Below are 25,390 nucleotides of genomic sequence, written 5' to 3'. Positions count from 1 at the left end.
GTCAGAGGACTCGGAGGGTCCTGCCGATGCTCATCGGCGCACCCGGACCGACTTGCTCGTGACCTTCACGGCCGGCTTGCCCGGCGCCTTGACGACGACCCTGATCCGCAGCCGGTGCCCGCGGTCTGCGGCGACGACCTTGTGCTTGCGACCCTTGCCGACCTTCTTGCCGTCACGCAGCCAGGTGACGGTGACCTTGCCTGTCGCTGCCAGCCCGCTGACGTCGGCGCGCAGCACCTTGCCGACCCGCGCCTTGCCCTTGATCCGCGGCTCTCCGGTCCCGGTCCCGTTCCCGTTCTGCTGGCCGTCCTGTGCCGGAGCGCTCAGCGGCGCCGGCGACCAGTCCGGCTCGGACCCGCCGGGCAGCAGCAGCGTCGAGGGCACGCCGCAGTCGTGGGCACCGGAGCGGGTCCAGACGCCGTCGCCCTCCTGCCACGCCAGCGCGTCGCTGTCGGGCGCCCAGGTCGGATGGTCGATGACGGTCGGGCCGATCTGGCACAGCGGCGAGGGAACGGCGGGCGGCGGTCCGGAGACCGCATTGCCGCTCACGTCGTACCAGATGATCCAACGGTTGTCGTCGAACCCGCGTACGGCGGCCAGCAGCCTGCCGTCCGGGCTCAGCTCGGCGTTCCCGAGGTCGGTCGATCCCTCGCCGTACACGTCCTCGTCGTCGAACCAGTACTGCGACTCCTGGCCCAGGTCGTGCAGCTGGGTCTGCGAGTGGTAGCCGCCGGACTGCAGGGTGCGGCCGTTGCCGATCCACGACGGGTCCCAGAAGAAGGTGGTGCCCAGCGCCGCCGGATCCGTGAGGTGGTCGGCGGCCGTGTAGCCGGTGGCGGAGCGGTAGCCGAACGGGCTCACGTAGTTCGTGATGCTGTAGGCGATGCGCTGACCGTCAGGTGAGATCGCGGCGCTGGTGATGTTGCCGTCGACGTTCGAGCCGACCGACGTCGGCAGGGACGGCGGATCCATCTTGTTGAGAACCCTGCCCTGCTGGTCCATCCGGACCAGAAGGGGCCCCTGGGTGGCCACCACGACGCCCCCGTCGGACTGGGTCGGCGAGCCGTAGGGGAGCGTCGCGGTCCCGTCCCGGGTCAGCGCACGCTGGCCGGATCCGTCGCCGGCGGCGATCCACACGTTGTGGTCCTTGATGTAGACGAGTGTGCCGCCCGGAGCGGCGGCAGCAGCGGGCGTGGGCGCCGCGACCGGAGCGGCGACGAGAGCGCCCCCGGCCAGCAGAGCAAGGGCGAGCAGGCGGGACATGGTTCTCCTTCGGACGACGCGGGATGTCACGCCGATCGTCGGCGGGCGCGCTGGAGCCGCACTGGCGTCCCGCTGGAGACGGGCGCGGACCGTCCCGGCGTGGGACGCACGCCGATCCGGCCCGGGGGTCCTAGGGTGGCCCCATGGTCGCCCGCCAGGAGATGAACCAGGGGTCCGGCGCGGCCGGCACTCCCCCCGAGTTCACCGCTGCCGTCGCGGGCCTGCGCGCGGCCACGTTCCGCCCGGAGGTCTTCTGCGAGGAGATGCCGGCGCCGCAGCGGATCGCGCCGTACGCCGCCGCGCTGTCGGCCGACGTCACGGTGGACGACGAGGAGGTCGCCACCGGGCGGCTCGTCCTGCTCCACGACCCCGCCGGCAACGAGGCGTGGCAGGGCACCTTCCGCTGCGTGGCGTACTGCCGGGCCGAGATCGACCACGACCTCGCGACCGACCCGATGCTCACCGACGTCGGCTGGACCTGGTTGAGCGACGCGCTCGAGGCCCACGGCGCCGAGCACGTCGCGGTGTCCGGGACCGTGACCAAGGTGGTCACCGAGTCCTACGGCTCGATGGCCGACGAGCCGGGCAGCGCCCAGCTGGAGATCCGGGCGTCGTGGACGCCCGTCGATCCCGGCGACATCGCCACCCACGCCGAGGCGTGGGGCGAGCTCATGTGCACCGCCGGCGGGCTGGAGCCGGTGCCCGACGGGATCGCGGTCATGCCGTCGCGGCGCGGCCAGCGGGGCGGCTGATGGCCGACCAGGCACCTGACGAGACGCCCGAGGAGGACCAGCAGCCGGTCGAGCTGCTGACCCTCGCCGACGGCCTGCCGCCGGTGATCGACACGCCGGAGGCGCTCGCCGCCTACTGCGGCCTGCTCGCCGCGGGCAGCGGGCCGGTGGCGATCGATGCCGAGCGGGCGTCCGGCTACCGCTACTCCAACCGTGCGTACCTGATCCAGGTCAAGCGCGCCGGGGCCGGCATCGGCCTGATCGACCCGATCCCGTTCGGCGACCTGACACCCCTCGCCGACGCGATCGGCGACGCGGAGTGGATCCTGCACGCCGCCACCCAGGACCTGCCCTGCCTGGCCGAGGTCGGGCTGCGCCCGGTCGCCCTCTTCGACACCGAGCTCGCCGGCCGGCTCCTCAACTACCCCCGGGTCGGGCTCGCCACCCTGGTCGAGACCCTCCTCGGACGACACCTGCGCAAGGAGCACTCCGCCGTCGACTGGTCGACGCGGCCGCTGCCCGAGCCGTGGCTGGAGTACGCCGCCCTCGACGTCGAGGTGCTCGTCGAGCTGCGCGACCTGCTGGCCGCCCAGCTCGAGGAGGCCGGGAAGGCCGACTGGGCCCGGCAGGAGTTCGAGCACGTGCGTGGGTTCGAGCCGGCGGTGCGGGTCGACGCGTGGCGTCGTACCTCCGGCCTCCACAAGGTGCGCGGCCGTCGTACCCTCGGCGCCGTGCGGGCGCTGTGGGAGGCCCGCGACGCGATCGCCCGCGAGCGCGACGTGACCCCGGGCCGGTTGATCCCCGACACCGCCATCGTCGCCGCCGCGACCGCGATGCCGACCACCCGCGGCGCGCTGCTCGGCACCTCGGGCTTCCACGGCCGCGGCGCCGCCCGCCACGCCAAGGAGTGGCTCGCCGCGCTGCAGTCGGCCGCCGACCTGCCGGAGAACGACCTGCCCACGCGGGTCACCCACGGCGACGGTCCCCCGGCGCCGCGCACCTGGGCCGACAAGGACCCGGTCGCCGCCCGCCGGCTCGAGCTCGCCCGCGCGGCGGTCTCGGCGCTGGCCGAGGAGCACTCCATCCCGCTCGAGAACCTGCTCACGCCCGACACCCTGCGCCGGGTGATGTGGACGCCGCCGGGCACCCGTGACCCCGTCGACCTGCTCGAGGCGGTCATCGACCAGCTCCGGGCGCTCGGCGCGCGCAGCTGGCAGATCGGGCTCACCGCTCCCGCGCTCAGCCGCGCGGTCCTCGACGCCGAGGCGACGCCCGCGAGCCGGCCGAAGAAGAAGCGTCAGGGCGTCGCGGAGCCGGACGGCGTCTCCGACGCCTCCCCCGAGGGCGAGCCCGACGGGGAGCCCGACGGCGTCTCCGACGGCTCCACGTAGTCCGGGTCGAGCAGGCTGCGCGACTTCTCGTCGATCGCCTTCAGCGACTCCTGGAGGTCGGCGATGTCCGGCGTGGTCAACAGCGTCTCGATGTCGGGATCGACCAGCTGGCGCAGCTCGCGGCCCTGGGTCATCAGCGGCGGCAGCACGATCGTGCGCATCACCGAGTTGAAGATCGAGGCGTGCTCGGGCGCCTGGCCCGGCTGGAGGAAGTCGGCGGAGAAGGCCACGGTGAGCTTCGCGGGCTGGACGTAGCCGGTCTCGGCCACCCGGGCCAGGGCCTCGTCGCTGACCAGGTAGCTGAGCACGTTGGCCGCGGCCTCGTTGCGCGCGGGCCGGGCAGGCGCCAGGCAGATGCCGTTGAGGTCGGCGATGGTCTTGGCCGACCCGAGCGAGGGCATCGGGATCACGTCGAAGTTGAGGCCCTCGACGCCGCGCAGCTCGGGGGTCAGCCCGCGGAAGCCGGCGATCATGGCGAGCTTGCCGCGCTTGAACCAGTCGACGGCCGAGCGCTGCCCGAGCTGCTTGGCACTCAGGGTGAGCCGGGGGTCGCGCAGCAGCTCCAGGGTACGACGCAGCGCGTCGGTCGAGCCGTCGTCGCCGAGCGCGAGCGCGGTCGGGTCGTTGTCGTCGTCGAAGAGCTCGCCGCCGCCGGAGTAGATGAACGGCGCCAGGCCGCGCAGGGTGGGCTCGATGTAGATGCCGCGGGTGTTGCGTCGCGGCCGGCTGCCGAACTCGGCGGCCGCGCGGAACTCCGCGAAGTTCCAGCTGGTGTGGCCCTCACGCGGTACCGGCAGGCCCTCGGCCTCCATCGCCGCGAAGTCGACGAGGTCGGTGTTGTAGTAGATGACCATCGGCGAGGCGGCGTACGGCATGCACTGCAGGTCGTCGTCGACCGAGAACGCCGACACCGCGTCGCGGGCCCAGTCGTCGCCGATCGGGATCTCGCGCTCGTTGACCAGGTCGAGCAGCGGCACGTTCCGCTTCTCGGCGACCGTCTGCGCCAGGTCGCCGCGCGGGAGCAGGTAGAGGTCGGGCTTGGCGCCGCCGCTGCGGATCGCGTCGAGCATCGCGTCGGCGTCGGGCCAGGACACGATGGAGACGTTGGTGTCCTTGCTGCTGGCGTTGTAGTCGTCGACGACCGTCTGGTACGCCGCGATCTCGGGCGCAGTGCCCCACACCGCGAGCTGCAGCTCGGTCATCGTCTGCGCCGTCGGCTGCGGCCGGTGCGGGCGCTGCTTCTGCTCGGTGCCGCTCGCGAGGGCGATCATGCCCACGAGGACCACCAGAGCGACCCCGACAACGACTGCACCCGTCCGCCACGTGAACCGACCCACGGCCGCAACCCTACCGGCCGGTCACAGGGCTCCCTGCGGCGCGTGGTTCTAGAGTGAGTGGGTGTCCGAGCACCGGCGTCACCACCGCCCCGCACCGCGGGAGGCCGCCTTCTTCGACGAGTACGTCGGCGCCGCCGATCCCGCGCTGCTCGCCGAGGCCGCCGAGAGAGCCGCGGTGCTCCTGATCCGCGGCGCTCGCACCAGCGACGACGCCGGGGTCGCCGAACGACTGGTCCACCTCGCCGACACCGAGGGCATCGAGGCGATCGCCGAGGTCTGGTCCCACGCCGCCGCCGACTCCCTGGCCGGCTGCCTGTGGCGGCTCTACCTGCTCCGCGCGTGGGTGTACGCCGACCCGGCCGGGGTCGCCCGGCAGTTCGAGGCCGGCCGCAGCCGCGCCGAGTTCGCCCGCGTCGTCGCCGGGGTCGCCGACCCGCCCGGGCCCGACGAGCTGCGGGCCATGGTCGACGAGGTGCTCCGCGGGATCGCCGCTGGCGAGTTCGCCGACGTGCTGCTCCGGGCCGCCGCCTTCGCCCGCGTCGTCGCGGCGGGCCGCGCCACGCTGCACGACGTACCCGACGCCGACGTCCGGCGGATGCTCGTGCTCGGCGAGCAGCTCGAGGCGGCCGGACACCTGGAGCTCGCGCGCCGGTTGGCCTGAGCACTGGTTCCGAGGCCGTAGAATAGGCAATCGAGCACGCCGGGCCGCGGCAGCCCCGGGTCCCAAATTCAGCCGCTACGAGCGGCCCTGCGCCGTGAGGCGCTCCCGGTCCGGCGTGCTCGACCTCTCCCGCCGACCCGGCAGAAAGTGGCTCTGCAATCGGGCCGACCCGGCGCGAAGTTGCCCGGAGAGCGCGTCGACCCGGCAGAAGGTGACGCCCGGTCGAGCCACTTTCTGCCGGGTCGGCGGGTTTTCGACGCGACTTTCTGCCGGGTCGGCCCGATTGCAGAGCCACTTCGCGCCGGGTCGCGGTCAGAGCGCGTCGAGGGCCTTGCGGATCCGCACGTCAGAGATCGGGCCGTCGGTGCCGAGCTGCTGGGCCCACAGGGAGACCCGGTACTCCTCGAGCATCCACCGGATCGCGCGCAGGCCGGCGCCGGCGGGGCGCTCGTCGGGCAGGGCGCCGACCCGGGCGAGATAGGCGTCCTGGAGCGGCTGGAGGACGTCCATGCGCTGCCGGTCCTTCGCGAGGACGGCCGGGCCGCCGGTCTCGAGGGCGGTACGACGCTCGCGCATCGCCGCCAGCCAGGTGCGGTAGCGCCGCAGCCGGACGAGCCCGGCCTCACCGACGAAGCCGTCATGGACGAGACGGGCGAGCTGGCCCTGCAGGTCGGTCAGCGCGGGCAGCATCGGCAGGTCGGCGCGACCGCTGAGCAGGCGGTCGACCTCGCGCCAGGTCGCGAGGACGCGGAGCAGCTCGCCGAGCACCTCGCGCACCCCCGCGGCGGCGGACGCGCGCACGGCGGCCAGCAGGTCGTCGTACGCCGCACGGCTCCGCACGGCGGGCCGGGCGTCGACGGCGTCGACCACGACGGCGCGCAGGCAGTCGTCGAGGATCGCGGGCACGCCGGCGTACGGCGTCCCGGCGAGGCCGAGCTTCTCGGCGTTGCCGAGGCTATCGAGCACGCCGGCGAGGGGTGCCGAGCCCAGGGCGAGCAGGGCCAGGCGGACCACGCCGAGCCGGTGCCGGGCGTCGCGCTCGTCGGCGGAGCCGAAGACCTGGAGGCCGACGGTGCTGCCCTCGTCGACCAGGCCGGGGAACGCCTCGACCTCGTGGCCGGCGCGGGTCCAGGTGGCGGTGACGGGGATCTCGTCGAAGACCCAGTCGGTCTCGCCGGTGCGGGCGACGCCGGTGTCGGAGGCGACCGCGGCCATCGCGCGCTCGAACTGCGGTTGCAGCGGGGCCTTGAGCTCGGCGAGCGACTTGCCGCGGCCCTGAACCGCTCCCCGCTCATCGACGACGCGGTAGCTCGGCGTGAGGTGCGCGGGCAGCGAGGCGAGGTCCCAGGCCGAGCGCGGGACGTGCACGCCGGTGGTCGAGCGCAGGTAGCGCTCGAGGGCGGTGAGCAGCGCCTCCTCCCCCGCGGGTACGGCGGCCAGGAACTCGCGCGCCGTGTTCGGCGCCGGGACGAAGCTGACCCGTAGCGCCTTCGGGAGACTGCGGATCAGCTCGGTGACCAGCTCCTCGCGCAGTCCCGGGACGATCCAGGAGAAGTCGTCGTCGTCGACCCGGTTGAGGGTGGCGACCGGGATGTCGATGGTCAGCCCGTCGTCCTTCGCGCCCGGCTCGAAGTGGTAGCTGATCGGGAAGGTCAGTCCCCCCGTCACCGACCACGACTCCGGGTAGTCCGCCTCGCGGACCTCCTCGGCCGTGTCGTGGGTGAGCATCGCCGGGTCGAAGGTGAGCAGCTCGGGCTGGGCGCGCCGGGCGTCCTTCCACCAGCGGTCGAAGTGCGCGCCACTGACGATCCCCTCGGGGACGCGGGCGTCGTAGAAGTCGAAGAGCGTGTGCTCGTCGACGACCAGGTCACGTCGACGGGCGCGGTGCTCGAGCTCCTCGGCCTCGGCGAGCAGCCGGCGGTTCTGCTGGAAGAAGCGGTGCCGGGTGTCCCACTCGCCGTACACGAGCGCGTGCCGGATGAAGATCTCGCGCGACAGGTCGGGGTCGACCTTGCCGTAGGAGACGGCCCGGTCGGCGGCCAGCGGTACGCCGTACAGCGTGACCCGCTCGCGGGCCATCACGGCCTGCCGCTTGCGGGACCAGGCCGGCTCGGAGTAGGTCCGCTTGACCAGGTGGGCGCCGAGCCGCTCGGCCCACCGTGGGTCGATCGCGGCGTTCTGGCGCGCCCAGAGCCGGCCGGTCTCGACGAGCTCGCCGGCCATCACGAAGGGCGGGTTCTTCCGGGCGAGGCCGGAGCCGGGGAAGATCGCGAACTTCGCGCCGCGGGCGCCGAGGTACTCGCGTGGGCCGGGGCGCCGGTTGTCCTTCCGGGCGCCCGGCCCCGACCGGGCCGGCTTCTCGCGCTCCTCGAGCACGCCGATGTGGGAGAGCAGCCCGGAGAGCAGGGCCTGGTGGATGCCGTCGGCGTCGGGGGTTTCGAGGCTCGTCGCTGGCGCTCCTCGCACCTCAACCACCGGGGCTGGCGCCTCGAGCCGGACCCCCATCTCCTTGGTGACCTGCCGCAGCTGGGCGACGAACTCCTGCCACTCGCGCACCCGCAGGTAGTTGAGGTACTCGCGCCTGCACATCCGGCGGAACGCGCTGCTCGACAGCTCGCGCTGCTGTTCGCGCAGGTGGCGCCACAGGTTGAGCCAGGAGAGGAAGTCGGAGCCCTCGGCCTTGAAGCGGGCGTGCAGCTGGTCGGCCTGCGCGCGCTCGGTCGGGTGGTCGGCTCCGGGCCGCTCGCGCGGGTCCTGCAGCGAGAGGGCGGCGACGATGACGAGGACGTCGCGCACGCAGCCGAGGCGCTCGGCCTCGAGCAGCATCCGGCCCAGGCGCGGGTCGATCGGCAGCCGGGCGAGGCGGCGGCCGACCTTGGTCAGCTCGCCCTGGCGGGCGCCGGAGGTGACCGCGCCGAGCTCCTCGAGCAGCTGGGTGCCGGCCTGGACGTTGCGCCGGTCGGGCGGCTCGACGAACGGGAACCGCTCGATGTCGCCGAGGCCCAGCGAGGTCATCTGGAGGATGACGGAGGCGAGGTTGGTGCGCAGGATCTCCGGGTCGGTGAACTCGGGGCGGGCCTCGAAGTCCTCCTCGGCGTACAGCCGGATCGCGATGCCGGCCGCGACGCGACCGCAGCGGCCCGAGCGCTGGTTGGCGGAGGCCTGGCTGATCGGCTCGATCGGCAGGCGCTGGACCTTGGTGCGCGCGGAGTAGCGGGAGATGCGGGCGACGCCGGTGTCGATGACGTAGCGGATGCCGGGGACGGTCAGCGAGGTCTCGGCGACGTTGGTGGCCAGGACGACGCGGCGCCGGGAGCCCTTGGCGGGGGCGAAGACGCGGTGCTGCTCGGCGGCGGAGAGGCGCGAGAAGAGGGGCAGTACGTCGACGCCGCGGATGCCGTTCCCGAGCGGCGCGAGCGCCTCGGCGGTGTCGCGGATCTCGCGCTCGCCGGGGAGGAACACCAAGATGTCGCCCGGCCCCTCGGCGGAGAGCTCCTTGACCGCGTCGACGATCGCCTCGGTCTGGTCCCGGACGATCGGCTCGCCGTCCTCGTCGTCCTCGGGCAGGTCCATGAGCGGGCGGTAGCGCACCTCGACCGGGTACGTGCGCCCCGAGACCTCGACCACGGGAGCGTCAAAGTGCTTCGCGAACCGCTCGACGTCGATGGTCGCCGAGGTGATGACCAGCTTGAGGTCGGGGCGCTTGGGGAGCAGCTGGCGCAGGTAGCCGAGCAGGAAGTCGATGTTGAGGCTGCGCTCGTGGGCCTCGTCGATGATGATCGTGTCGTAGCGGCGCAGCAGCCGGTCACGCTGCAGCTCGGCCAGCAGGATGCCGTCGGTCATCAGCTTGACCCGGCTCTGCTTCGACGTCTTGTCGGTGAACCGGACCTGGTAGCCGACCAGGTCACCGAGATCGGTCCCGAGCTCGGAGGCGATCCGCTCGGCCACCGAGCGGGCCGCGATCCTGCGCGGCTGGGTGTGCCCGATCATCCGCGGACGCCCGTCCTCGCCCGGTGTGCCGCGTCCCAGCTCGAGGCAGATCTTCGGCAGCTGGGTGGTCTTGCCGGAGCCGGTCTCGCCGGCGACGATCACGACCTGGTGGTCGCGGATCGCGGTCGCGATGTCGTCGCGTCGGGCGCTGACCGGGAGGTCGGGCGGGTAGGAGATCTTCACAGCGCGCCCATTATTGCCGGGGTTGGGTGGGTGAGAGTGATCCAGAGGTCACTCTCACCCACCCGACTCCCGCCTCAGAGCGACTCCACGTTGCGCACCAGCGCCTCGCTGGAGTGCTTGACCGCGATGCCGACGACGGGCTTGACCGCGCCGGCGATCGCCTTGCCGGCCGGGCCGCCGGGCAGGGTGAAGGAGATCCAGGCATCGACCCGGGTGCGGTCGTCGCCGAGGTCGGTGAAGCTCCAGCGCTGCGTGGTCTCCACGCCCTTGACCGAGGTCAGCTCGAGCAGCCGGTCCCGCTCCCACGCGGTGCACTCGATGCGCGCCTTGAGCGGTACGCCGACCTTCATCACGCCGTCGTACTGGGCACCGACGCCGTGGAGCTGGTCGGTGACCGGCTCGATCTTGCTGAGGCCGTACATCCAGTCCTTCGTGGTGCTGAAGTCGTCGACGTACGCGAACACCTTGCTGATCGGCGCCGCGATCTCGACGCTCTGCTCCACCACGTTGCTCACCGCGGAAGTGTGACACGCCGTCACAGGTTCAGCGGGGAGGGGGCAGCGCGTCGGTCGCCTCGAGCTGGCCCATGCCGGTGACCATGAGCAGGTCGGCGACGATCGCGCGCAGCTGGGCCAGGATCGCCTCGGCGGTGAGGATGTCGCTGCGCTCGACCTGCCCGGTCGCCGCCCCGACGGCCAGCACCTCGTCGCGGGCCGCGATCGCGACCCGGTCGGCGTGCAGCTCGCGGGCGATGGCGTCCGCGGCCGAGGCGAGGTCCGCAGTGAGCCCGATGTACGACGACGGCACGGGCAGGCGGCGGTAGGCGATGATCGTGGTCTGCCGCACGAGCACGCGGGTGCTGCGTAGAGCGCGGTCGAGCGGGTCGACCAGCTCGACCATCCGCCGCAGCGGCTCGCGGTGCCGGATCCGGAACGGCGAGGAGCTGACGACGGCCATCCCCTCCTCGGCCGCGGCCTGCAGCTCGCGGATCAGCCGGTCGGTGGTCCGGGCGTCGGCGAGCAGCTCGAGCGCCGGCGTGACCTCGCCGTCGACCATCACGTCGGAGGCGGCACGCAGCAGCTGGGCGATCTTGCGGGCGACGGCGGAGGCCTGCTCGCGGGGCCGGCGCAGCGGCGCGGCCGGGACCGCCATCGCGGCGAGCAGTGCCACGCAACCGCCGATGACGGCGTCGGTCCAGCGCAGGAACGAGCCCTCGGCGCCGGGCAGCAGGACCGTGACCACGATCGACTGGACGGCGGCCTGGGAGACGAACATGATCCCGGCGTCGAGGAAGAGCGCGATCGACATCGAGAGGAACACGATCAGCGCCAGCTGCCAGGCGCCCGAGCCGATGCCCGAGACCAGGACGTCGGCCATGAAAACGCCGATCGCGACGCCGAGGGTGACCTCGACGACGCGCCGGAGCCGCTGGCCGTACGACGTGCCGAGGCACAGCACCGCTGCGATCGGCGCGAAGAACGGCAGGGTGTGGTCGAGCAGGTCGTGCGCGACGAACCAGGCCAGGCCGGCCGCGATCGAGCACTGCCCGACGACCCACAGCTTCTCGCGCCACCGGTCGAAGCGGCCGCGCAGCGACAGGCGGCTGCGCGACCACATCCGGTCCAGGACTCCGTCGGTCACCGCCTCCACACGGCAACCCTAGTGGGCTTCCGGCGTCAGACGGCCTTGGCCGGAAGGACCCTCTTGGAGAGCAGCGCGACGACGTCCTCGTAGCGCGAGCCGGTGAACTTCTGGAAGTTGTGCAGGGCGTGGGCGTCGAGGCCGACGAGGACCCGGGCCTGGTTCTTCACGATGCCCTTGACGATGATCTCGGCGGCCCGCTCGGGGGTCATCCGGGCGAGCTTCTCGTCGAACAGCTTCGCCGTGGCGGCCTGGTCCTCCTTGTCGGAGACCCGGGCGTTGCGGGCGATCGCGGTCTTGATGCCGCCGGGGTGGACCGAGGTCACGCCGACGTTGTGGCCGGCGATGAGCATCTCCTCGCGCAGCGCCTCGGTGAAGCCGCGCACGGCGAACTTGGTCGCGTTGTAGGCGCTCTGGCCGGGCATCGCGAGCAGGCCGAACAGGGACGACAGGTTGACCACGTGGCCCTCGCCGGAGGCGATCAGGTGCGGCAGGAACTCCTTGGTGCCGTGCACGACGCCCCAGAAGTTGATGCCGACGATCCAGTCCATGTCCTTGTACTCGAGGTCGACCACGTCACCGGCCAGCGCGACGCCGGCGTTGTTGATGACCACGTTGACCTGACCGAAGTGGTCGGCCACGGCAGCGGCGTACGACGCGAACGCCTCGCGGTCGGCGACGTCGAGCCGGGCGGTCTGCACGTCGGGCGAGCCCGCCCCGGAGGCCAGCTCGGCGGTCTCGGCCAGGCCGGCCTCGTTGACGTCGGACAGCGCGAGCCGCGCGCCCTTGCCGGCCAGGTTCACGGCCAGGGCGCGGCCGATGCCCGATCCCGCACCCGTGATGACGACGACCTTGTTGTTGAGGTTCTTCACGCGCTGACTGCCTCTCGCTGGTGGGACACCTCGACGTCGTACCGGTCGAGGTCGAACTTGCTCAGGTGCTGCCGGAAGGTGAACGTCTGACCCGGCCACAGGGTCGTGTTGTTGCCGAACTTGTCGAGGTACCAGCTGGCGCAGCCGCCGGTCTGCCACACGGTGGGCTTCATCCTGCGACGGATCTCGGCGGTCCACTCGTCCTGCGCGGCCTGGGTCGGCTCGACCGCGGCGAGGCCCTCGCGGCGCATCGCCCGGGCCGCCTCGACGACGTACTTCACCTGCGACTCGATGATGAAGATCATGCTGGAGTGGCCCAGCGCGGTGTTGGGACCGACGATCTGGAACAGGTTGGGGAAGCCGTGGAAGGTGGTCCCCTTGTAGGCCGCCATGCCGCTCTCGTCCCACAGCTCGCCCAGCGTGACGCCGGCACGGCCGGTGATGTGGCGGGCGATCGGGGGCTCGGTGACATAGAAGCCGGTGGCCACGACGAGCACGTCGATCGGCCGCTCGACGCCGTCGGCGGTGACGATGGCGTTGCCGGTGACCTTGGCTACGGGAGAGGTGACCAGGTCGACGTTGTCGGCATCGAGCGCGGGGTACCACTTGTTGGAGATCAGGATCCGCTTGCAGCCGGCCCGGTAGGCGGGGGTGACCTTGCGGCGCAGCTCGGGGTCGGTGATGCCCTTGGCGATGTTCCTCTTCCCCTGCATCTCGACCGCGCGCATCGCCTGCGGGAACTTCGCGAACGCCGGGACACGGGACTCGAGGGTGCCGTAGACGAGGGCGCGCAGCGCGCGCTGGGCGCCGGGGACCCGCTTGAACACGGCCTTCTCGAAGGAGCTGAAGGAGCGCTCGTTGCGCGGGATCACCCAGTTCGGCGTGCGCTGGTAGACGTCGAGGTGGCCACCCGACTCGGCTAGCACCTTCTGCAGCTCGGGCACGAGCTGGATGGCCGAGGCGCCGGTGCCGATCACGGCGACCCGCTTGCCGGCGAGGTCGACGTCGTGGTTCCAGCGAGCCGAGTGGAAGATCTCGCCCTGGAACGAGTCGATGCCCTCGATCTCGGGCAGGCGGGGCTCGGAGAGCCCGCCGGCGCCGGCGATGAGGGTGCGGGCGGCGTACTCCTTGACGCCGGCGGGGCCCTCGGTGCGCACGATCCAGCGCTGCGCCTGCTCGTCCCACGCCGCGTCGAGGACGGCGGTGTCGAACACGAAGCGGTCGAGCGTGCCGGACCTCTCGGCGACCTTGCGGGTGTACTCCCAGATCTCCTGCTGCGGCGAGTACACCTTCGACCAGTCGGGGTTCAGCGCGAAGGAGTAGGAGTAGAGCTGGCTCGGCACGTCGCACTCGGCACCGGGATAGGTGTTGATGTGCCAGGTGCCACCGACGTCGCTGTCCTTCTCGATGACGACGAAGTCGCGCTCGGCGGCCTCGTCGAGCTTGATGGCTGCGGCGAGCCCGGCGAAGCCGGCGCCGACGATGAGGTGGTCGACCTGGGTGCGACCCGCGCTGCTGGAGCTCATGGCACGACGCTATTGGCGTTATTGAACATCTGTCAATAGAATGCCCGGCGTGACGCCCGCCACGCCCTCCCCCGCCCCGCGCACCCGGCTCTCGCCGGCGCAACGGCGTACCCAGCTGCTCGACCTCGGTGTCCGGCTGCTCGCCACCCGCTCCCTCGACGAGCTCTCCATCGACCTCCTCGCCGAGGAGGCAGGCATCTCGCGCGGGCTGATGTACCACTACTTCGGGGGCAAGCAGGGCTTCTACGAGGCCGTCGTCCAGCACGCCGCCGACGACCTCTACGCCCGCACCGCGCCCCCCGAGGAGGGCGAGCCGATGGAGCGCCTGCTCGCCTCGCTGACCGGGTACGTCGACTACGTCGTCGCCAACCACGCGGGCTACCGCTCGCTGGTCAAGGGCGCGACCGCCGGCAACGACAGCCTCCGCGCGATCTACGAGACCACCTTCGCGGCGCTCGCCGAGCGGTTCTTCACCGCCGACCCCGGCGGCCTGGTCATCCCCGACACACCCGCCGTACGCCTGCTCATCCACGCCTGGCAGGCCATGGTCGAGGACCTCGTCCTCACCTGGTGCGACTCCCCCGCGGGCCTCTCCCGCGACGACCTGCTGCAGGTGATCACCACCTCGCTCCCGGCCCTCGTCGACACCCTCCCCTGACGATCAGGTGCGGCGGGAGGACCTGCCGCGCCGGCGGGCCCGGGTGACGCCGACCAGGCGGGGACCGGCCAGGCGGGCCTCGACCCGGCGGGCCTCGCGCATGACCGGCTGGGCGACGTACTCGCCGAGGATCACGCCGGAGGCCAGCGCGATGGCGACCGAGGCGGCGGTGACCATGGCGAGCAGGCCCTGGGCGGCCTGCTGGCTGCCCTCCTGCCCGAGCAGGAACAGGCCGCGGTAGATCGAGAGTCCGGGCAGCATGGGTACGACGGCCGAGACCACCACGACCAGGGGCGGGACCCGGAACCGGCGGCCCACCGTGTAGCCGAACAGGCCGATCACGAAGGCGGACAGGCCGACCGCGAAGGTGCGCCCGGCGCCGATCTCGGACATCGCCTCGGTGGCGGCGATCGCGAAGCCGCCGAGCAGGCCGACGGGGAGCAGGGTGCGCAGGGGTGCGTACGACGCGAAGGCGAACGCCGCGGCGCCGATCGCGCCGCCCACGGCGACGGCCGACACCCCGACCAGGTCGAGCCTGGGCAACGTCAGCCGCGGGATCTCCAGGCCGACCGCAGCGCACAGCGACAGCCCGCCGCTGACCCCGGTGATGATGCCGGCGGTCGCGAGCACCGCCTCGAGGATCCGCGCGCCGCCGGTCACGAAGAAGCCGGAGAGCGCGTCCTGGACCGCGCCCATGAAGCCGATGCCGGCGAGCAGCATGATGATGTTGGCGGTCACGACGAGCGACGCGTTGAGGTGCACCCACGGCTCGGCGAGCCGGGTGCCGAGCGCGGCGAGCACGGTGGCGACCACGCCGCCGGCGACCTGCTGGTAGAAGCCGGGCAGCCGGCGCCGGGTCATCAGCAGCTGGAGCCGGTCGATGCAGATCGCGGCCAGCGTCGCCACGAGTACGACGACCAGGTTGCCACCGAGCTGCAGCCCGACGCCACCGCACATCGCGCCCCACCCCAGGGTCGCGGCCCAGCGCGGCCGCGAGTGCCCCGACGACACGATCTGCGCGAGCTCGGTGCGGGCACCCTCGAGGTCGGTCTCCCCCGCGACGACGTCACGCACCATGTGGTCGACCCGGGTCAGGTCCTCGTAGTCGATCTCGCGCTGGGTGACCGCGCGCAGCTGGACCACGGGCGGCTCGTCGGGTCCCTGCTGGACGCTCATCGCCAGCGAGGTGAAGGTGACGTCCACCTGCGTGTGGCGTACGCCGAGCGCCCGGGCCAGGGCCCGCATCGTCGCCACCACGTCGGGCGCGCCGGCGCCCGAGGACAGCAGCACCTCCCCGACCTTGAGGCACAGGTCGAGCGTGCGGTGGAGGGTCCGCAGGTCGTCCATGCCCCAACTCTGTCAGGTGGCCGCGCGGCACCTCTACGCTGATCGCGTGCGCATCGACTTCCACGGCTCGGCCGAGCCGACGCTGGGGGTGGAGTGGGAGTTCGCGCTGGTCGACCGCCGCACCCGCGACCTCCGCAACGACGCCGCCCACCTCTTCGCCCGGGCCAAGCCCCGGATGCCCGCGCCGGGCAAGCTCCACAAGGAGCTGCTGAAGAACACCGTCGAGGTGGTCACCGGCGTGTGCGGCACGGTCGGCGAGGCAATGGCGGACCTGCGCGACACGCTGCAGTACGTCGCGAGTGCCGCCGACGACCTCGACCTGGACCTGTACGCCGCGGGCACGCACCCCTTCGCGGACTGGACCGGGCAGCAGCTGACCGAGGGCCACCGGTACGCCGAGCTGATCAACCGCACGCAGTGGTGGGGCCGGCAGATGCTGATCTGGGGCGTGCACGTCCACGTCGGGCTCCCGGCGAAGGATCGCGTGCTGCCGGTCCTCAACGGCCTGCTCACCTACTACCCCCACCTGCAGGCGCTCTCGGCGTCCTCGCCCATCTGGATGGGTGTCGACACCGGCTACGCGTCCAACCGCGCGCTGATGTTCCAGCAGCTGCCGACCGCGGGACTGCCGTTCCAGTTCGAGCGCTGGGAGGAGTTCGAGCACTTCGCGCACGACCAGCTCACGACCGGGGTGATCGACGAGCTCAGCGAGATCCGCTGGGACCTGCGCCCCGCCATGAAGCACGGCACGCTCGAGAACCGGATCTGCGACGGCGTCTCCACCCTTGCCGACATGCAGGGCCTGGTCGCCCTCATGCACTGCCTTGTCGTCTGGCTCGACGAGCGGGTCGCGGCCGGCGAGACGCTGACCACGATGCCGCCGTGGCACGTGCAGGAGAACAAGTGGCGGGCGGCGCGGTACGGCGTCGACGCGATCGTGATCCTCGACGCCGCGTCCGACGAGCGGCTCGTCACCGACGACCTGGCCGAGCTGGTCCCCCGGCTGGAGCCGGTCGCCGCCCGGCTGGGCTGCGAGGCCGAGCTCGCCTCGGTGCTCGACATCGCGACCCGCGGGCCGTCGTACGTGCGCCAGCGGGCGGTCGCCGAGCGGACCGGCAACGACCTGGTCGCGGTCGTCGACTCGGTCGTCACCGAGCTGAAGGCCGGACTCTAGCTCCTCAGGACTCGGGGAACTCGATGCGGCAGTCGGAGTTCTCGCACGCCGGGGTCTCGGCCCACACCGTGGCCTTCTCGAAGACGGTGCCGGTCGACTTCATCACCTGCACGCCGGTGAACTTCGCCTCCTGGGAGGCCTTGACGACGAACACCACGTCGCCGTCGCCGTCGCCGTCGACGTCGCTCAGGGTCGCCCCCTGGAGGGTGCGCTGGCCGATCGTGGAGGTGCCGGTGAAGCCGGCGACGGCGCGGGGGCGGCCGTCCGCGAGGTCGTAGACGGTGACCTCGACCTCCTCGTCGTACGAGCTGGCCTGGACGGCGACCAGGCTGGTGGTGCCGTCACCGGTGACGTCGCCGACGAGGTAGGCGTCGGCGTACAGGTCGTCCTCGGCGACCGCGCCGACCTCGAACTCCTTGCCGGTCGAGGAGAGCAGCGCGTAGCCCCGCTTGCCGGAGTAGTAGCCGGTGTAGTCCTCGTCCTTCACCTTCTCGGCCGGCAGCCGGGTCCACAGGTCGGCCAAGCCGTCGTGGTCGAAGTCGCCGGCCCGGATCTCGGTCGAGTCGATCGTCGCGTTGGTCAGCGCGGCCCACCGGACCGGGTCGGCGAAGCCGCCGCTCCCGTCGCCGAGGAGCACCTGCACCTCGACGCTGCGGTCGTTGGGACCGATGAGGGCGAGGTCGGCGCTGCCGTCGCCGTCGAAGTCGCCGGCCTGCACCTGGATGCGGGTGCCGTACTCCTCGAGCGAGGACAGGGCGAGCCGGAAGGTCTGGTCGCCGGGGAACTCCTTGTCGGTGGACGACAGGGTCAGCTGGTTGGCGTCGTCGACGAAGGACCAGGCGAGCTGCTCGTTGGTGCCGTCGTCGTCCCAGTCGAGGTAGAGCTCGTCCGGCTCCCGGGACTCCTCGACCGCGAGCTCGCTGGTCGTGAACACGGTGCCGTTGCTGCTCGCGGTGACCCGGCGCGTGCTCTCGTAGTCCGGGGAGAAGTAGAAGACCGCGTCGCCGTGGCCGTCGCCGTCGATGTCGCCCTGGATCGCCGCGGGGTGGTCCTTGCCGTCGTCGCCCCCGTCGCCGCCGCCACCGCCGGCACTCGTGTCGTCCTCCCACGGGCGCAACGCGGCCAGGGTGCCGGCCGCACCGGCCAGCAGGACCAGGACGACGGCGAGCGCGATCCACAGGCCGAGGCGGTTGCGCCGGGGCGGGGACGGCATCGAGGCGGGCATCGAGGCGGGCATCGGGGCCGGCATCGGAGTGTACGGCGGCTGCGGGCCGCCGTACCCGAGCGAGGGGATGTGACCGTAGCCGGCGGGCGGAGATGCAGGCGGCGGAGCGGCGGGCGGTGGGGTCTCCGGCTCCGGGCGGGCCCGGGTCGACTCGTCGGCCGGCGCGAACCGGGTCATCGGTCGCCGCTCGGCGGTCCAGCCCGAGCCGTCCCAGCGGCGCTCCATGCCGTCACCGTCCGGGTACCAGCCGGGAGGGGTGATGTTGCTCAAGGCCTGATCCCATCCGTTCGCGTACAGCCGGGCCCTTCCTACCCCATGCAGGAGCAGGTCACGCCTCGCCGCGCTCCCCGATTCGCTTGTGGCGACCGTCACGACGCGCAAGGATCGGGGCCACCTGCGACGAAAGGGGCTGCTCCGTGGTCTCCGTTCCCGGCAACCGTTTGATCGACCCGACCTCCGCGGCGTTCCTGCTCGCGGAGAACCGCAACATGCCGATGCACGTCGGCGGGCTCCAGCTCTTCGAGCCGCCCGCGGACGCGGGGCCGGACTACGTGCGGGAGATGTTCGAGTCGATGCGGGACACGGAGCGGATCGCGCCCCTGTTCCTCAAGCACCCCTACCGCTCGGTCAAGACCGGCGGCACGCTGGTCTGGCGCGACGACGAGCAGTTCGACATCGAGCACCACGTGCGGCACAGCGCGCTCCCCCAGCCGGGCCGGGTCCGCGAGCTGCTCGAGCTGGTCGGCCGGCTGCACTCCACGCGGCTGGCGTGGGAGCGGCCGCTGTGGGAGACCCACGTGATCGAGGGCCTCGCCGACGGCCGGGTCGCGATGTACACCAAGCTCCACCACGCCCTCGTCGACGGCATCTCCGCGATGCGGCTGATGGCCAGCACGCTCTCCTCCGACGCCGAGCGCCGCTCCATGCCCGCCCCCTTCGCCGAGGGCGCGGCGCGCAGGCGGAAGCCGGAGCCCGAGAGCGCCGACTCGCTTCCCGCCGCCGCGGTCGGCGCCGCCACCACGGCCGCCCGCACCCTCGCCGACCTGCCCGGCGACGCCGTACGCACGGCCCTGTCGATCAGCGCCGACGCGGCCGGGATGCCGATGGCGCTGGTGAAGACCTTGCGCAAGGGCCTCAAGAACGAGACCTCGGCCGTCTCGCTCGCGGCGCCGCGCACGATCTTCAACCAGTCGATCACCGGCGCCCGCCGCTTCGCCGCCCAGGACTGGCCGGTGGAGCGGATCCGCGGCGTCGGCAAGGCCACCGGTACGACGATCAACGACGTCGTGCTCGCCATGTGCAGCGGCGCGATGCGGACCTACCTCACCGAGCTGGACGCGCTGCCCGAGCAGTCGATGGTCTCGATGGTCCCGATCGGCCTCAAGGCCAAGCAGGCCGGCACGGCGTCTGCTGACGGCGGCAACGCGATCGGCTCGGTGATGGTGCGCCTGGCCACCGACAAGGCCGACCCGGCCGACCGGCTGCGCACCATCAGCCAGTCGATGAAGGACGGCAAGGAGGCGCTCTCCTCGATGACGCCCAACCAGATCGTGGCGATGAGCGCGATCGGGATGGCGCCCTCGATCGTGGTGCCGATGCTGAAGATGCAGGGCATCGTGCGGCCGCCGTACAACCTGATCATCAGCAACGTGCCCGGGCCGCGGGTGCCGCACTACTGGAACGGCGCGCAGCTGGTCGGCAACTACCCCGTCTCCATCCCGATCAACGGCATGGCACTCAACATCACCTGCACGTCGTACGCCGGCAACATGGGCTTCGGCCTCACCGGTTGCCGCCGTACCGTGCCGCACCTGCAGCGCCTGCTGACCTTCCTCGACGACGAGCTCGCCGCGCTGGAGAAGGCCGCTGGCGTCAGCTGAGCTCGGCGTACCCGCCGCCGACGCGCTCGGCGACCGCCCGGAGCCGGGCGCGGGTCACCGACGAGACGGTCGGGTGGCCGGCGCGCTCGGCGTTGGAGCCGGGGCGGGTGGGCTCGGCTGAGTTGACCGAGAGACAGGTACGACGCCCGCCGTCGGCCGCGTTCGCGAGGGCGACGGCGTGCCCGGTGGTGCCGCTGCCGGCGAAGTAGTCGAGGACCCGGGCGTCGTCGGGCATGGTGCCGATGACGCGCAGCAGGAGGCCGGTCGGCTTGGGCGACTCGAAGACGTGGCCGACCAGGTCCTTGAGCTCGGCGACCGCGGTGTCGGTGGATCCGACCTCCTCGGCGAGCCAGATGGTCGGCAGTTTCTTGCGGCGCCCGCCGGCGGGGTGGCGCCAGTCGCGCTGGTAGACGTCGACCCGGTCGCCCCGGGTGCCGCGCACGACGCGGCACTCGAGGTCGTCGGGCCGCTCGTCGATCCGGGGCCGGGACCAGCGCCACACGGCCGGCGTACCGTCCCCGAACACGGGCTTGATCTCCTCGCCGCCCGGGAACGGCGTCGTGGCGACCCGGCCCGTCGCCGGGTCCCCCCAGACCGGGAAGTGCAGGGTCGGCGCCGAGAGCGGGTTGAACTTCTTGTTGGTGTTGCGCAGCGGCAGCCGCCGGTAGCGGCGCCCGTCGGGTGCCTTGAGCGGGAAGTCCGCCTCGACCACGGTCGTCGTCGACGTCGCGTCGAGCACGCAGCGGGCGACGTCCTTGGCGTAGACGAGCAGGTACTCGTGCGAGGTCGCGAACCCCTTCCCCAGCTGACGGCCCTTCGGGTTGAGGTTGACCACCACCTGCGCAAGGAAGTTGGCCTCGCCGTAGACCTCGTCGAGGAGCAGCCGCAGGTGCGCGACCTCGTGGTCGTCGATGCTGACGAAGAGCGCCCCGGTCTCGGCGAGCACCCGGTGGCCGGCCTCGATCCGCGGCCGCAGGTAGGCCACCCAGGCGGCGTGCCGGCCGGCCGCGCCCGCGCCCCGCTCACCGCGGAAGTCGTCGTGGTAGGCGAAGTCGTTGCCGGTGTTGTAGGGCGGGTCGAGGTAGATGAGGTCGTACGACGCCGAGGGCAGCGCCGCGAGGACGTCGAGGTTGTCGCCCTCGACGAAGGTGTTCCACGGTCCCGGCTCGTTGGGCACCAACGGATTGTCGCAGGCGTCGTGACAGGCTCGGCCCCATGAACGACAGGGCGCGCCGTACCTTCTCCCGGGCCGAGCTCGAGTCCTACCGCGACGCCGTGGTCCCCGACCTGCTCCCGAACGCACCCGGCCAGGTGCTCCGACTGCTGTTCGTCGGCATCAACCCCGGGCTGTGGACCGCGGCGACCCAGACCCACTTCGCGCACCCGGGCAACCGCTTCTACCCGGCGCTGCTGCTGGGCGGGGTGATCACCGAGCCGGTCGACCCGGCCGACGGGATGAGCGACTCCGAGCGGACCATGATGCGCGAGCGCGGCATCGGGATCAGCAACGTCGTGCACCGCGCGACCGCGAAGGCCTCCGAGCTGAGCGCCGAGGAGCTCAGGGCCGGCGGGCAGCAGCTGGTCGAGCTGGTGGCCCGCGAACGGCCGAAGGTCGTGGCGATCGCCGGGATCACGGCGTACCGCACCGCCTTCGGGCTCCCCAAGGCCGTCCCCGGCCGCCAGCCGGACACGATCGACGACCTGTGGTCGGGGGCAGAGCTGTGGGTGGTGCCCAACCCGAGCGGGCTCAACGCCCACGAGACCGTCGCCTCGCTGGCAGCTGCCTACCGCGAGGTGGCGGTGGCGGCCGGGGTCATCTGACGGCGCAGGTCACAGCGGCTCGATGCCGGTGACCTTCCAGGTGTCCCCCGTCCTCGTGGCGCGCACCGCGAGCTGGGCCGCGGAGACGGCGGACTCCTTGTCGGTCGCCCGCTGCGAGGCCTGGTCGAGGAACACCAGCAGGGTCGCGGATCGGCCGGTGAGCTCCTTGACCGCGGCGACCTGCACCTGGGCGGTGAGCACGAGCTGCTGTCCGGGTGCCTTCTCCTCCAGCGCGGCGAACAGCAGGTCGTACTGCTCGCGCGCCTTGCCGTCGAGCAGGTCGTCGGCGGCCTGCTGGGTCGGGCCCGGGTTGTTGTAGTCGTAGCTGAAGACCCGGACCAGCGCGGAGGCCACGGCTGACTGGACCTCGGTCGTGGCCGGGGCGTCGACGACGGCGTGGTTGCCGACGTTGTCCTTGTCGCGGGCGACGCCGGCCTGCCAGAAGGCCACGGCGGCCGCGGCGAGGAGGAGCACGGTGAGCACGAGCACCCCGTGCCTGCGTACGACGGTCAGCACGGTGCTCACTTGATCTCCACCGCCACCTGGTCGAGGCCCTCGAGGAGCCACCGGCCGCCGACCTTGACCAGATCGGCGGCGAACCGGTTGCGCTTCACGCTCGGGGCGGCCGACGGGTCGGCGTCGTTGCGAACCGTCACCTCGACCGACGCGATCACCGTGGCGGTGCTGGCGGTGAGGTCGAGGACGGCGGCGTCGATGACCTTGCCGGTGGAGACCATCTGCTGGTCGGCCATCAGCTTGCGAGTCTCGGCGTCGGTGGCCGCGATCTGGTCCTTGAGCGTGCCGGTCGTGACGTCCAGCCACTTCTCGAGACCGCCGTCGACGTCGTCGTGGTCGAGGGTGTTCATCGTCTCGATGTGACTGCGGGCGGTGATCAGCACCGTGTCGCGCAGCTCGGCCCGCTCGAGGGCCGCCTCGTCGTGGTCGCCGGCGCGCTGCCAGGTCACCACGCCGGCGACCAGCGCGACCACCGCCAGCACCAGCAGGCCCAGCTCGATCGCGCGGCGCCCGGACCGCTCGGAAGGCTCCGAAGGCTCCGAAGGCTCCGAAGGCTCCGAAGGCTCGGGCGTCTGCGTCGCGTCCTCGTCGTCGATGTCGAGCTCCTCCACGTCGTACCCGAATCCTGTGGTCATCACCGGCCACCTCCCAGCAGGTCGTCGAGGTCCTCGACGAGGTCGACGTCGGCCGGTCGGTGGGCGGTCCCGTCGCCGGTGCCACCGGCCACGGCCTGCGGACCGCGCACGTTGCCCTCGCCGCGCGGCGCGGTGCACCCTGCCTTGCGGTTGAGCGGCGGCCCCTCGGTCGCGTCGGTGCCCCGGCGCAGGGTCGTGCCACTGTAGCCAGTGACGCACGGCAGCGGGTTGAAGAAGGTCGGCACCATGCCGAGGTTGACGCCGCGGCCGCTCGTGGTGGCCCAGCCGATGCTCACTGCCTCCGGGAGCCGGATGAGGGCGTCGCGCACCGCGGTGGCGTTGGCCCCGAAGACGGTGGCGGTCGGGATCAGGTTGTCCATCAGGTTCGACAACGGCTGGCCGACGTCCCGGATCAGCAGGCTCAGCTGCTCGGCCGCTCCGGGCGTCGCCGCGATCAGGGTGCGCAGGTCGGTGTCGGAGTCGGCGAGCGCCTGGGCGAACAACGCGAGGTCCTTGCTGTAGGAGCCGATCGCGGTGCTGGAGTCCTCCTGGGTGGCCAGCACCCGGTCGGCGTTGCGGATCAGCGAGGCGCTGACCAGGAAGTTGTCGTCGGCCGCCTGCTGGAACTCCCGCGAGGTCTCCAGGAGCCGGCCGAAGTCCTGGCTGAGCCCCTGGGAGATCAGGTAGCTCTCGTCGACGACCGTGTTCAGCGAGTCCGAGGGCACCGACGCGACCAGGTCGCGACTGGCCCGCAGCACCTCGGAGAGGTCCTCGGGCAACGCGTCGCGGCCCGCGGTCAGGTGGTCGCCGTCGGCGAGCAGGTCCTTGGACGTCGTGCCCTCCAGGTCGAGGTACTGCTCGCCGATGGCGGACCGGCTGCGCACGTGCGCCGTCGAGTCGGCCGGGATGTCCGGTGCGCCCGGCTCGATCTCGGCGGTCACCTCAACGCCGTCGTCGGTCGGGTCCATCGCGGTCACCTTGCCGACCTGGACGCCGCGGTAGGTGACCTCGGAGTGGACGAACAGGCCGCCACCCTCGGGCAGCGACACGGTGACCCGGTAGCCGTCGGAGAACGGCGTGAAGCCGACGTACGACGCCCCGAGGTAGCTGGTGCCGAGGAGCGCGACCAGCACGAACAGGCCGAGCTTGACGTGGACTCCGCGGGTGAGCTGCTGCACGTCACTCGCCTCCTTCGCTGCTGGCCGAGCCGCTCGACGATCCGCTGGGCGACCCGCTCGCGGAGTCGCTGGCCGAGCCGCTCGGGGAACCGCTGGTCGCCGAACCGCTCGTTGAGCCGCTCGTTGAGCCGCTCGAGGAGCCGCTCGAGGACCCGGACGAGGACGGTGCGCTCGGCAGGATCGACGGTCCGGGCACCGTGGGTGTGCCGGTCGTGGGGGTCGCGCTGTCGGTGGACGGCAGCATGGTCGGCGGCGCGTCCCCGGGGAGGGAGAGGTTGCGAGAACGCGACGCCGACCCGCCACCTGCCGTGGGTTGGGGCCACGAGCAGCCAACCGCCGCACAGCCCGCAGGAAGGGTGCGGAAGTTGGTGGTCATGAAGACGTTCAGGTAGTCGCCGCGGATCGCGCCGAGCACCGAGTCGGGGAACGGGTAGGTCAGCAGGATCTCCAGCGAGTACGGGAGGTCGGCGCCGGACTTCGCGAGCTCGGAGAGGATCGGGTCGAGCGCCCTCAGGTCGCGGACCATGTCCTTCTGCGAGGCGTTCAGCGTGCGGACGGTGACCTTCGAGAGCCGGTCGAGCGACTGCAGCATCTTGGTCAGCTGGGGTCGCTGCTCGACGAGCACCTTCATGCCCGGCGACAGGTCGTCGAGGACGGTCGCGATCTGCTTGCGATCGCCGTCGAGCACGGTCGAGAGGCGGGCCAGACCGTCCAGGGCGCCGGTGATGGCGTCCTTGCGCTGGTCGAGTACGCCGACGAACCGGCCGAGCTGGTCGAGGAAGTCGCGGACCTCGGCGGTCTGCCCGTCGCCGACCTTCTGCAGCTCTCGGGAGATCTCCTGGAACTGACCGACGCCGCCACCGTTGAGGACCAGCGACAGCGCTCCGAGCACCTGCTCCGCGGTGGCCGCGGCATCGGTGTCGGCAGTGGTGAGGACGGCACGGTCGGCGAGCCGGCCCGAGGCGGGCATGGTCTCGCCGCCGCCCTCGGGACGGACCAGGGCGACGTACTTCTCCCCCAGCAGGGAGGTCTGCTGCAGCCTGGCGGTGGTCGCCGACGGCAGGTCGACGTCACGCCGCACCTGCATGGTGACCACGGCCGTGCGCCCGTCGTCACCGAGGTCGATGTCGGTGACCCGGCCGACCGCGACGTTGTCGACCTTGACGCTCGACTGCGGCACCAGGTCGAGGACGTCGGCGAACTCGGCGGTCACTGTGATGGGGTCCTTGCCGAGGTCGGCTCCGCCGGGCAGCGGGGCGTCGTAGACGCCTCCACCCAGGATCCCGCACCCGGTCAGGCCGAGGCTGATCCCGAGGGCGGCGACGAGTGCGGCCGGGGTGCGGCGGCGTCGGGTGCTCACC

Annotated in this window: 21 protein-coding genes; 7 read left to right on the top strand and 14 right to left on the bottom strand. The window is 72.2% G+C overall.

Translation table 11 applies throughout. The features are described from left to right. Positions 1 to 30: 30 nt before the first annotated feature. Entirely contained in the window at positions 31 to 1,263 is a 1,233-nt protein-coding gene (locus tag FBY23_RS07405; RefSeq protein ID WP_141797560.1) for a PD40 domain-containing protein, read from the bottom strand. 143 nt (positions 1,264 to 1,406) lie between these two features. Between FBY23_RS07405 and FBY23_RS07400 the strand changes: the two genes are divergently transcribed. Further along, positions 1,407 to 2,015, top strand: coding sequence for a DUF3000 domain-containing protein (locus FBY23_RS07400; protein ID WP_141797559.1), 609 nt, complete (start codon positions 1,407 to 1,409; stop codon positions 2,013 to 2,015). After that, a complete protein-coding gene (locus FBY23_RS07395; RefSeq protein WP_141797558.1) occupies positions 2,015 to 3,385 on the top strand; it encodes a ribonuclease D in 1,371 nt (456 codons plus the stop codon). The genes FBY23_RS07400 and FBY23_RS07395 overlap by 1 nt, the downstream gene beginning before the upstream one ends. On the opposite strand, the gene FBY23_RS07390 is transcribed toward FBY23_RS07395, so the two are convergent. Further along, complete coding sequence (locus tag FBY23_RS07390; RefSeq protein WP_260806569.1) at positions 3,292 to 4,656, bottom strand: extracellular solute-binding protein; 1,365 nt, start codon at positions 4,654 to 4,656, stop codon at positions 3,292 to 3,294. The two genes, FBY23_RS07395 and FBY23_RS07390, sit on opposite strands and share 94 nt — an antisense overlap. A gap of 127 nt (positions 4,657 to 4,783) precedes the next feature. Here FBY23_RS07390 and FBY23_RS07385 point away from each other — a divergent pair, with 127 nt between their 5' ends. Next, a complete protein-coding gene (locus FBY23_RS07385; RefSeq protein ID WP_141797556.1) occupies positions 4,784 to 5,383 on the top strand; it encodes a hypothetical protein in 600 nt (199 codons plus the stop codon). Positions 5,384 to 5,695: 312 nt separating this feature from the next. Here FBY23_RS07385 and hrpA read toward each other — a convergent pair whose 3' ends face one another. The 5 genes from hrpA to FBY23_RS07360 form a co-directional block, all read right to left on the bottom strand. Continuing rightward, on the bottom strand, positions 5,696 to 9,556 hold the full coding sequence (hrpA, locus tag FBY23_RS07380; RefSeq protein WP_141797555.1) for an ATP-dependent RNA helicase HrpA: 3,861 nt from the start codon (positions 9,554 to 9,556) through the stop codon (positions 5,696 to 5,698). 74 nt (positions 9,557 to 9,630) lie between these two features. Next, complete coding sequence (locus FBY23_RS07375; RefSeq protein WP_160158187.1) at positions 9,631 to 10,071, bottom strand: SRPBCC family protein; 441 nt, start codon at positions 10,069 to 10,071, stop codon at positions 9,631 to 9,633. Between the two features lie 28 nt (positions 10,072 to 10,099). Next, positions 10,100 to 11,206 (bottom strand): aromatic acid exporter family protein, encoded by a 1,107-nt coding sequence (locus FBY23_RS07370; protein ID WP_260805809.1) that lies wholly within the window; start codon positions 11,204 to 11,206, stop codon positions 10,100 to 10,102. 26 nt (positions 11,207 to 11,232) lie between these two features. Then, the gene (locus FBY23_RS07365) at positions 11,233 to 12,069 is read right to left on the bottom strand and encodes an SDR family oxidoreductase (protein ID WP_141797553.1); all 837 of its coding nucleotides are present in this window, start codon (positions 12,067 to 12,069) and stop codon (positions 11,233 to 11,235) included. Beyond that, the gene (locus FBY23_RS07360; protein ID WP_141797552.1) at positions 12,066 to 13,595 is read right to left on the bottom strand and encodes an NAD(P)/FAD-dependent oxidoreductase; all 1,530 of its coding nucleotides are present in this window, start codon (positions 13,593 to 13,595) and stop codon (positions 12,066 to 12,068) included. The genes FBY23_RS07365 and FBY23_RS07360 overlap by 4 nt, the downstream gene beginning before the upstream one ends. A gap of 40 nt (positions 13,596 to 13,635) precedes the next feature. Between FBY23_RS07360 and FBY23_RS07355 the strand changes: the two genes are divergently transcribed. Beyond that, the gene (locus FBY23_RS07355; protein ID WP_141797551.1) at positions 13,636 to 14,253 is read left to right on the top strand and encodes a TetR/AcrR family transcriptional regulator; all 618 of its coding nucleotides are present in this window, start codon (positions 13,636 to 13,638) and stop codon (positions 14,251 to 14,253) included. Positions 14,254 to 14,256: 3 nt separating this feature from the next. Here FBY23_RS07355 and FBY23_RS07350 read toward each other — a convergent pair whose 3' ends face one another. Next, positions 14,257 to 15,600: a threonine/serine exporter ThrE family protein gene (locus FBY23_RS07350; RefSeq protein WP_141797550.1), complete on the bottom strand. Its 1,344-nt coding sequence runs from the start codon at positions 15,598 to 15,600 to the stop codon at positions 14,257 to 14,259. A 46-nt stretch (positions 15,601 to 15,646) separates the two neighbouring features. Here FBY23_RS07350 and FBY23_RS07345 point away from each other — a divergent pair, with 46 nt between their 5' ends. Further along, positions 15,647 to 16,774, top strand: coding sequence for a glutamate--cysteine ligase (locus tag FBY23_RS07345; protein WP_141797549.1), 1,128 nt, complete (start codon positions 15,647 to 15,649; stop codon positions 16,772 to 16,774). Between the two features lie 4 nt (positions 16,775 to 16,778). On the opposite strand, the gene FBY23_RS07340 is transcribed toward FBY23_RS07345, so the two are convergent. Next, entirely contained in the window at positions 16,779 to 18,269 is a 1,491-nt protein-coding gene (locus FBY23_RS07340; RefSeq protein ID WP_141797548.1) for an FG-GAP-like repeat-containing protein, read from the bottom strand. Positions 18,270 to 18,415: 146 nt separating this feature from the next. On the opposite strand from FBY23_RS07340, the gene FBY23_RS07335 reads away from it, so the two are divergent. After that, positions 18,416 to 19,879 (top strand): wax ester/triacylglycerol synthase family O-acyltransferase, encoded by a 1,464-nt coding sequence (locus tag FBY23_RS07335; RefSeq protein ID WP_260805807.1) that lies wholly within the window; start codon positions 18,416 to 18,418, stop codon positions 19,877 to 19,879. Here FBY23_RS07335 and FBY23_RS07330 read toward each other — a convergent pair. Then, positions 19,872 to 21,056, bottom strand: coding sequence for a site-specific DNA-methyltransferase (locus FBY23_RS07330; protein WP_141797547.1), 1,185 nt, complete (start codon positions 21,054 to 21,056; stop codon positions 19,872 to 19,874). The genes FBY23_RS07335 and FBY23_RS07330 overlap by 8 nt on opposite strands. A gap of 38 nt (positions 21,057 to 21,094) precedes the next feature. Here FBY23_RS07330 and FBY23_RS07325 point away from each other — a divergent pair, with 38 nt between their 5' ends. Continuing rightward, complete coding sequence (locus tag FBY23_RS07325; protein ID WP_141797546.1) at positions 21,095 to 21,700, top strand: mismatch-specific DNA-glycosylase; 606 nt, start codon at positions 21,095 to 21,097, stop codon at positions 21,698 to 21,700. A gap of 9 nt (positions 21,701 to 21,709) precedes the next feature. Here the strand turns inward: FBY23_RS07325 and FBY23_RS07320 are convergent, their stop codons facing one another. The 4 genes from FBY23_RS07320 to FBY23_RS07305 are packed head-to-tail and all read right to left on the bottom strand — an operon-like array spanning position 21,710 to position 25,389. Next, entirely contained in the window at positions 21,710 to 22,225 is a 516-nt protein-coding gene (locus FBY23_RS07320; RefSeq protein WP_141797545.1) for a hypothetical protein, read from the bottom strand. Next, positions 22,222 to 22,851, bottom strand: a complete 630-nt coding sequence (locus FBY23_RS07315; protein WP_141797544.1) for a hypothetical protein — start codon at positions 22,849 to 22,851, stop codon at positions 22,222 to 22,224. Before FBY23_RS07315 ends, FBY23_RS07320 begins: the two co-directional genes overlap by 4 nt. Beyond that, complete coding sequence (locus FBY23_RS07310; protein WP_141797543.1) at positions 22,851 to 24,029, bottom strand: MlaD family protein; 1,179 nt, start codon at positions 24,027 to 24,029, stop codon at positions 22,851 to 22,853. Before FBY23_RS07310 ends, FBY23_RS07315 begins: the two co-directional genes overlap by 1 nt. 1 nt (position 24,030) lies before the next feature. Further along, entirely contained in the window at positions 24,031 to 25,389 is a 1,359-nt protein-coding gene (locus FBY23_RS07305; RefSeq protein WP_222117766.1) for an MCE family protein, read from the bottom strand. Between the last annotated feature and the right edge of the window lies 1 nt (position 25,390).

Origin of the sequence: Nocardioides sp. SLBN-35, from assembly GCF_006715725.1 — a bacterium.
Taxonomy (GTDB): domain Bacteria; phylum Actinomycetota; class Actinomycetes; order Propionibacteriales; family Nocardioidaceae; genus Nocardioides.
The sequence above is the reverse complement of the archived record's forward strand: the minus strand, read 5'-3'. Positions and strand labels throughout refer to the sequence as shown.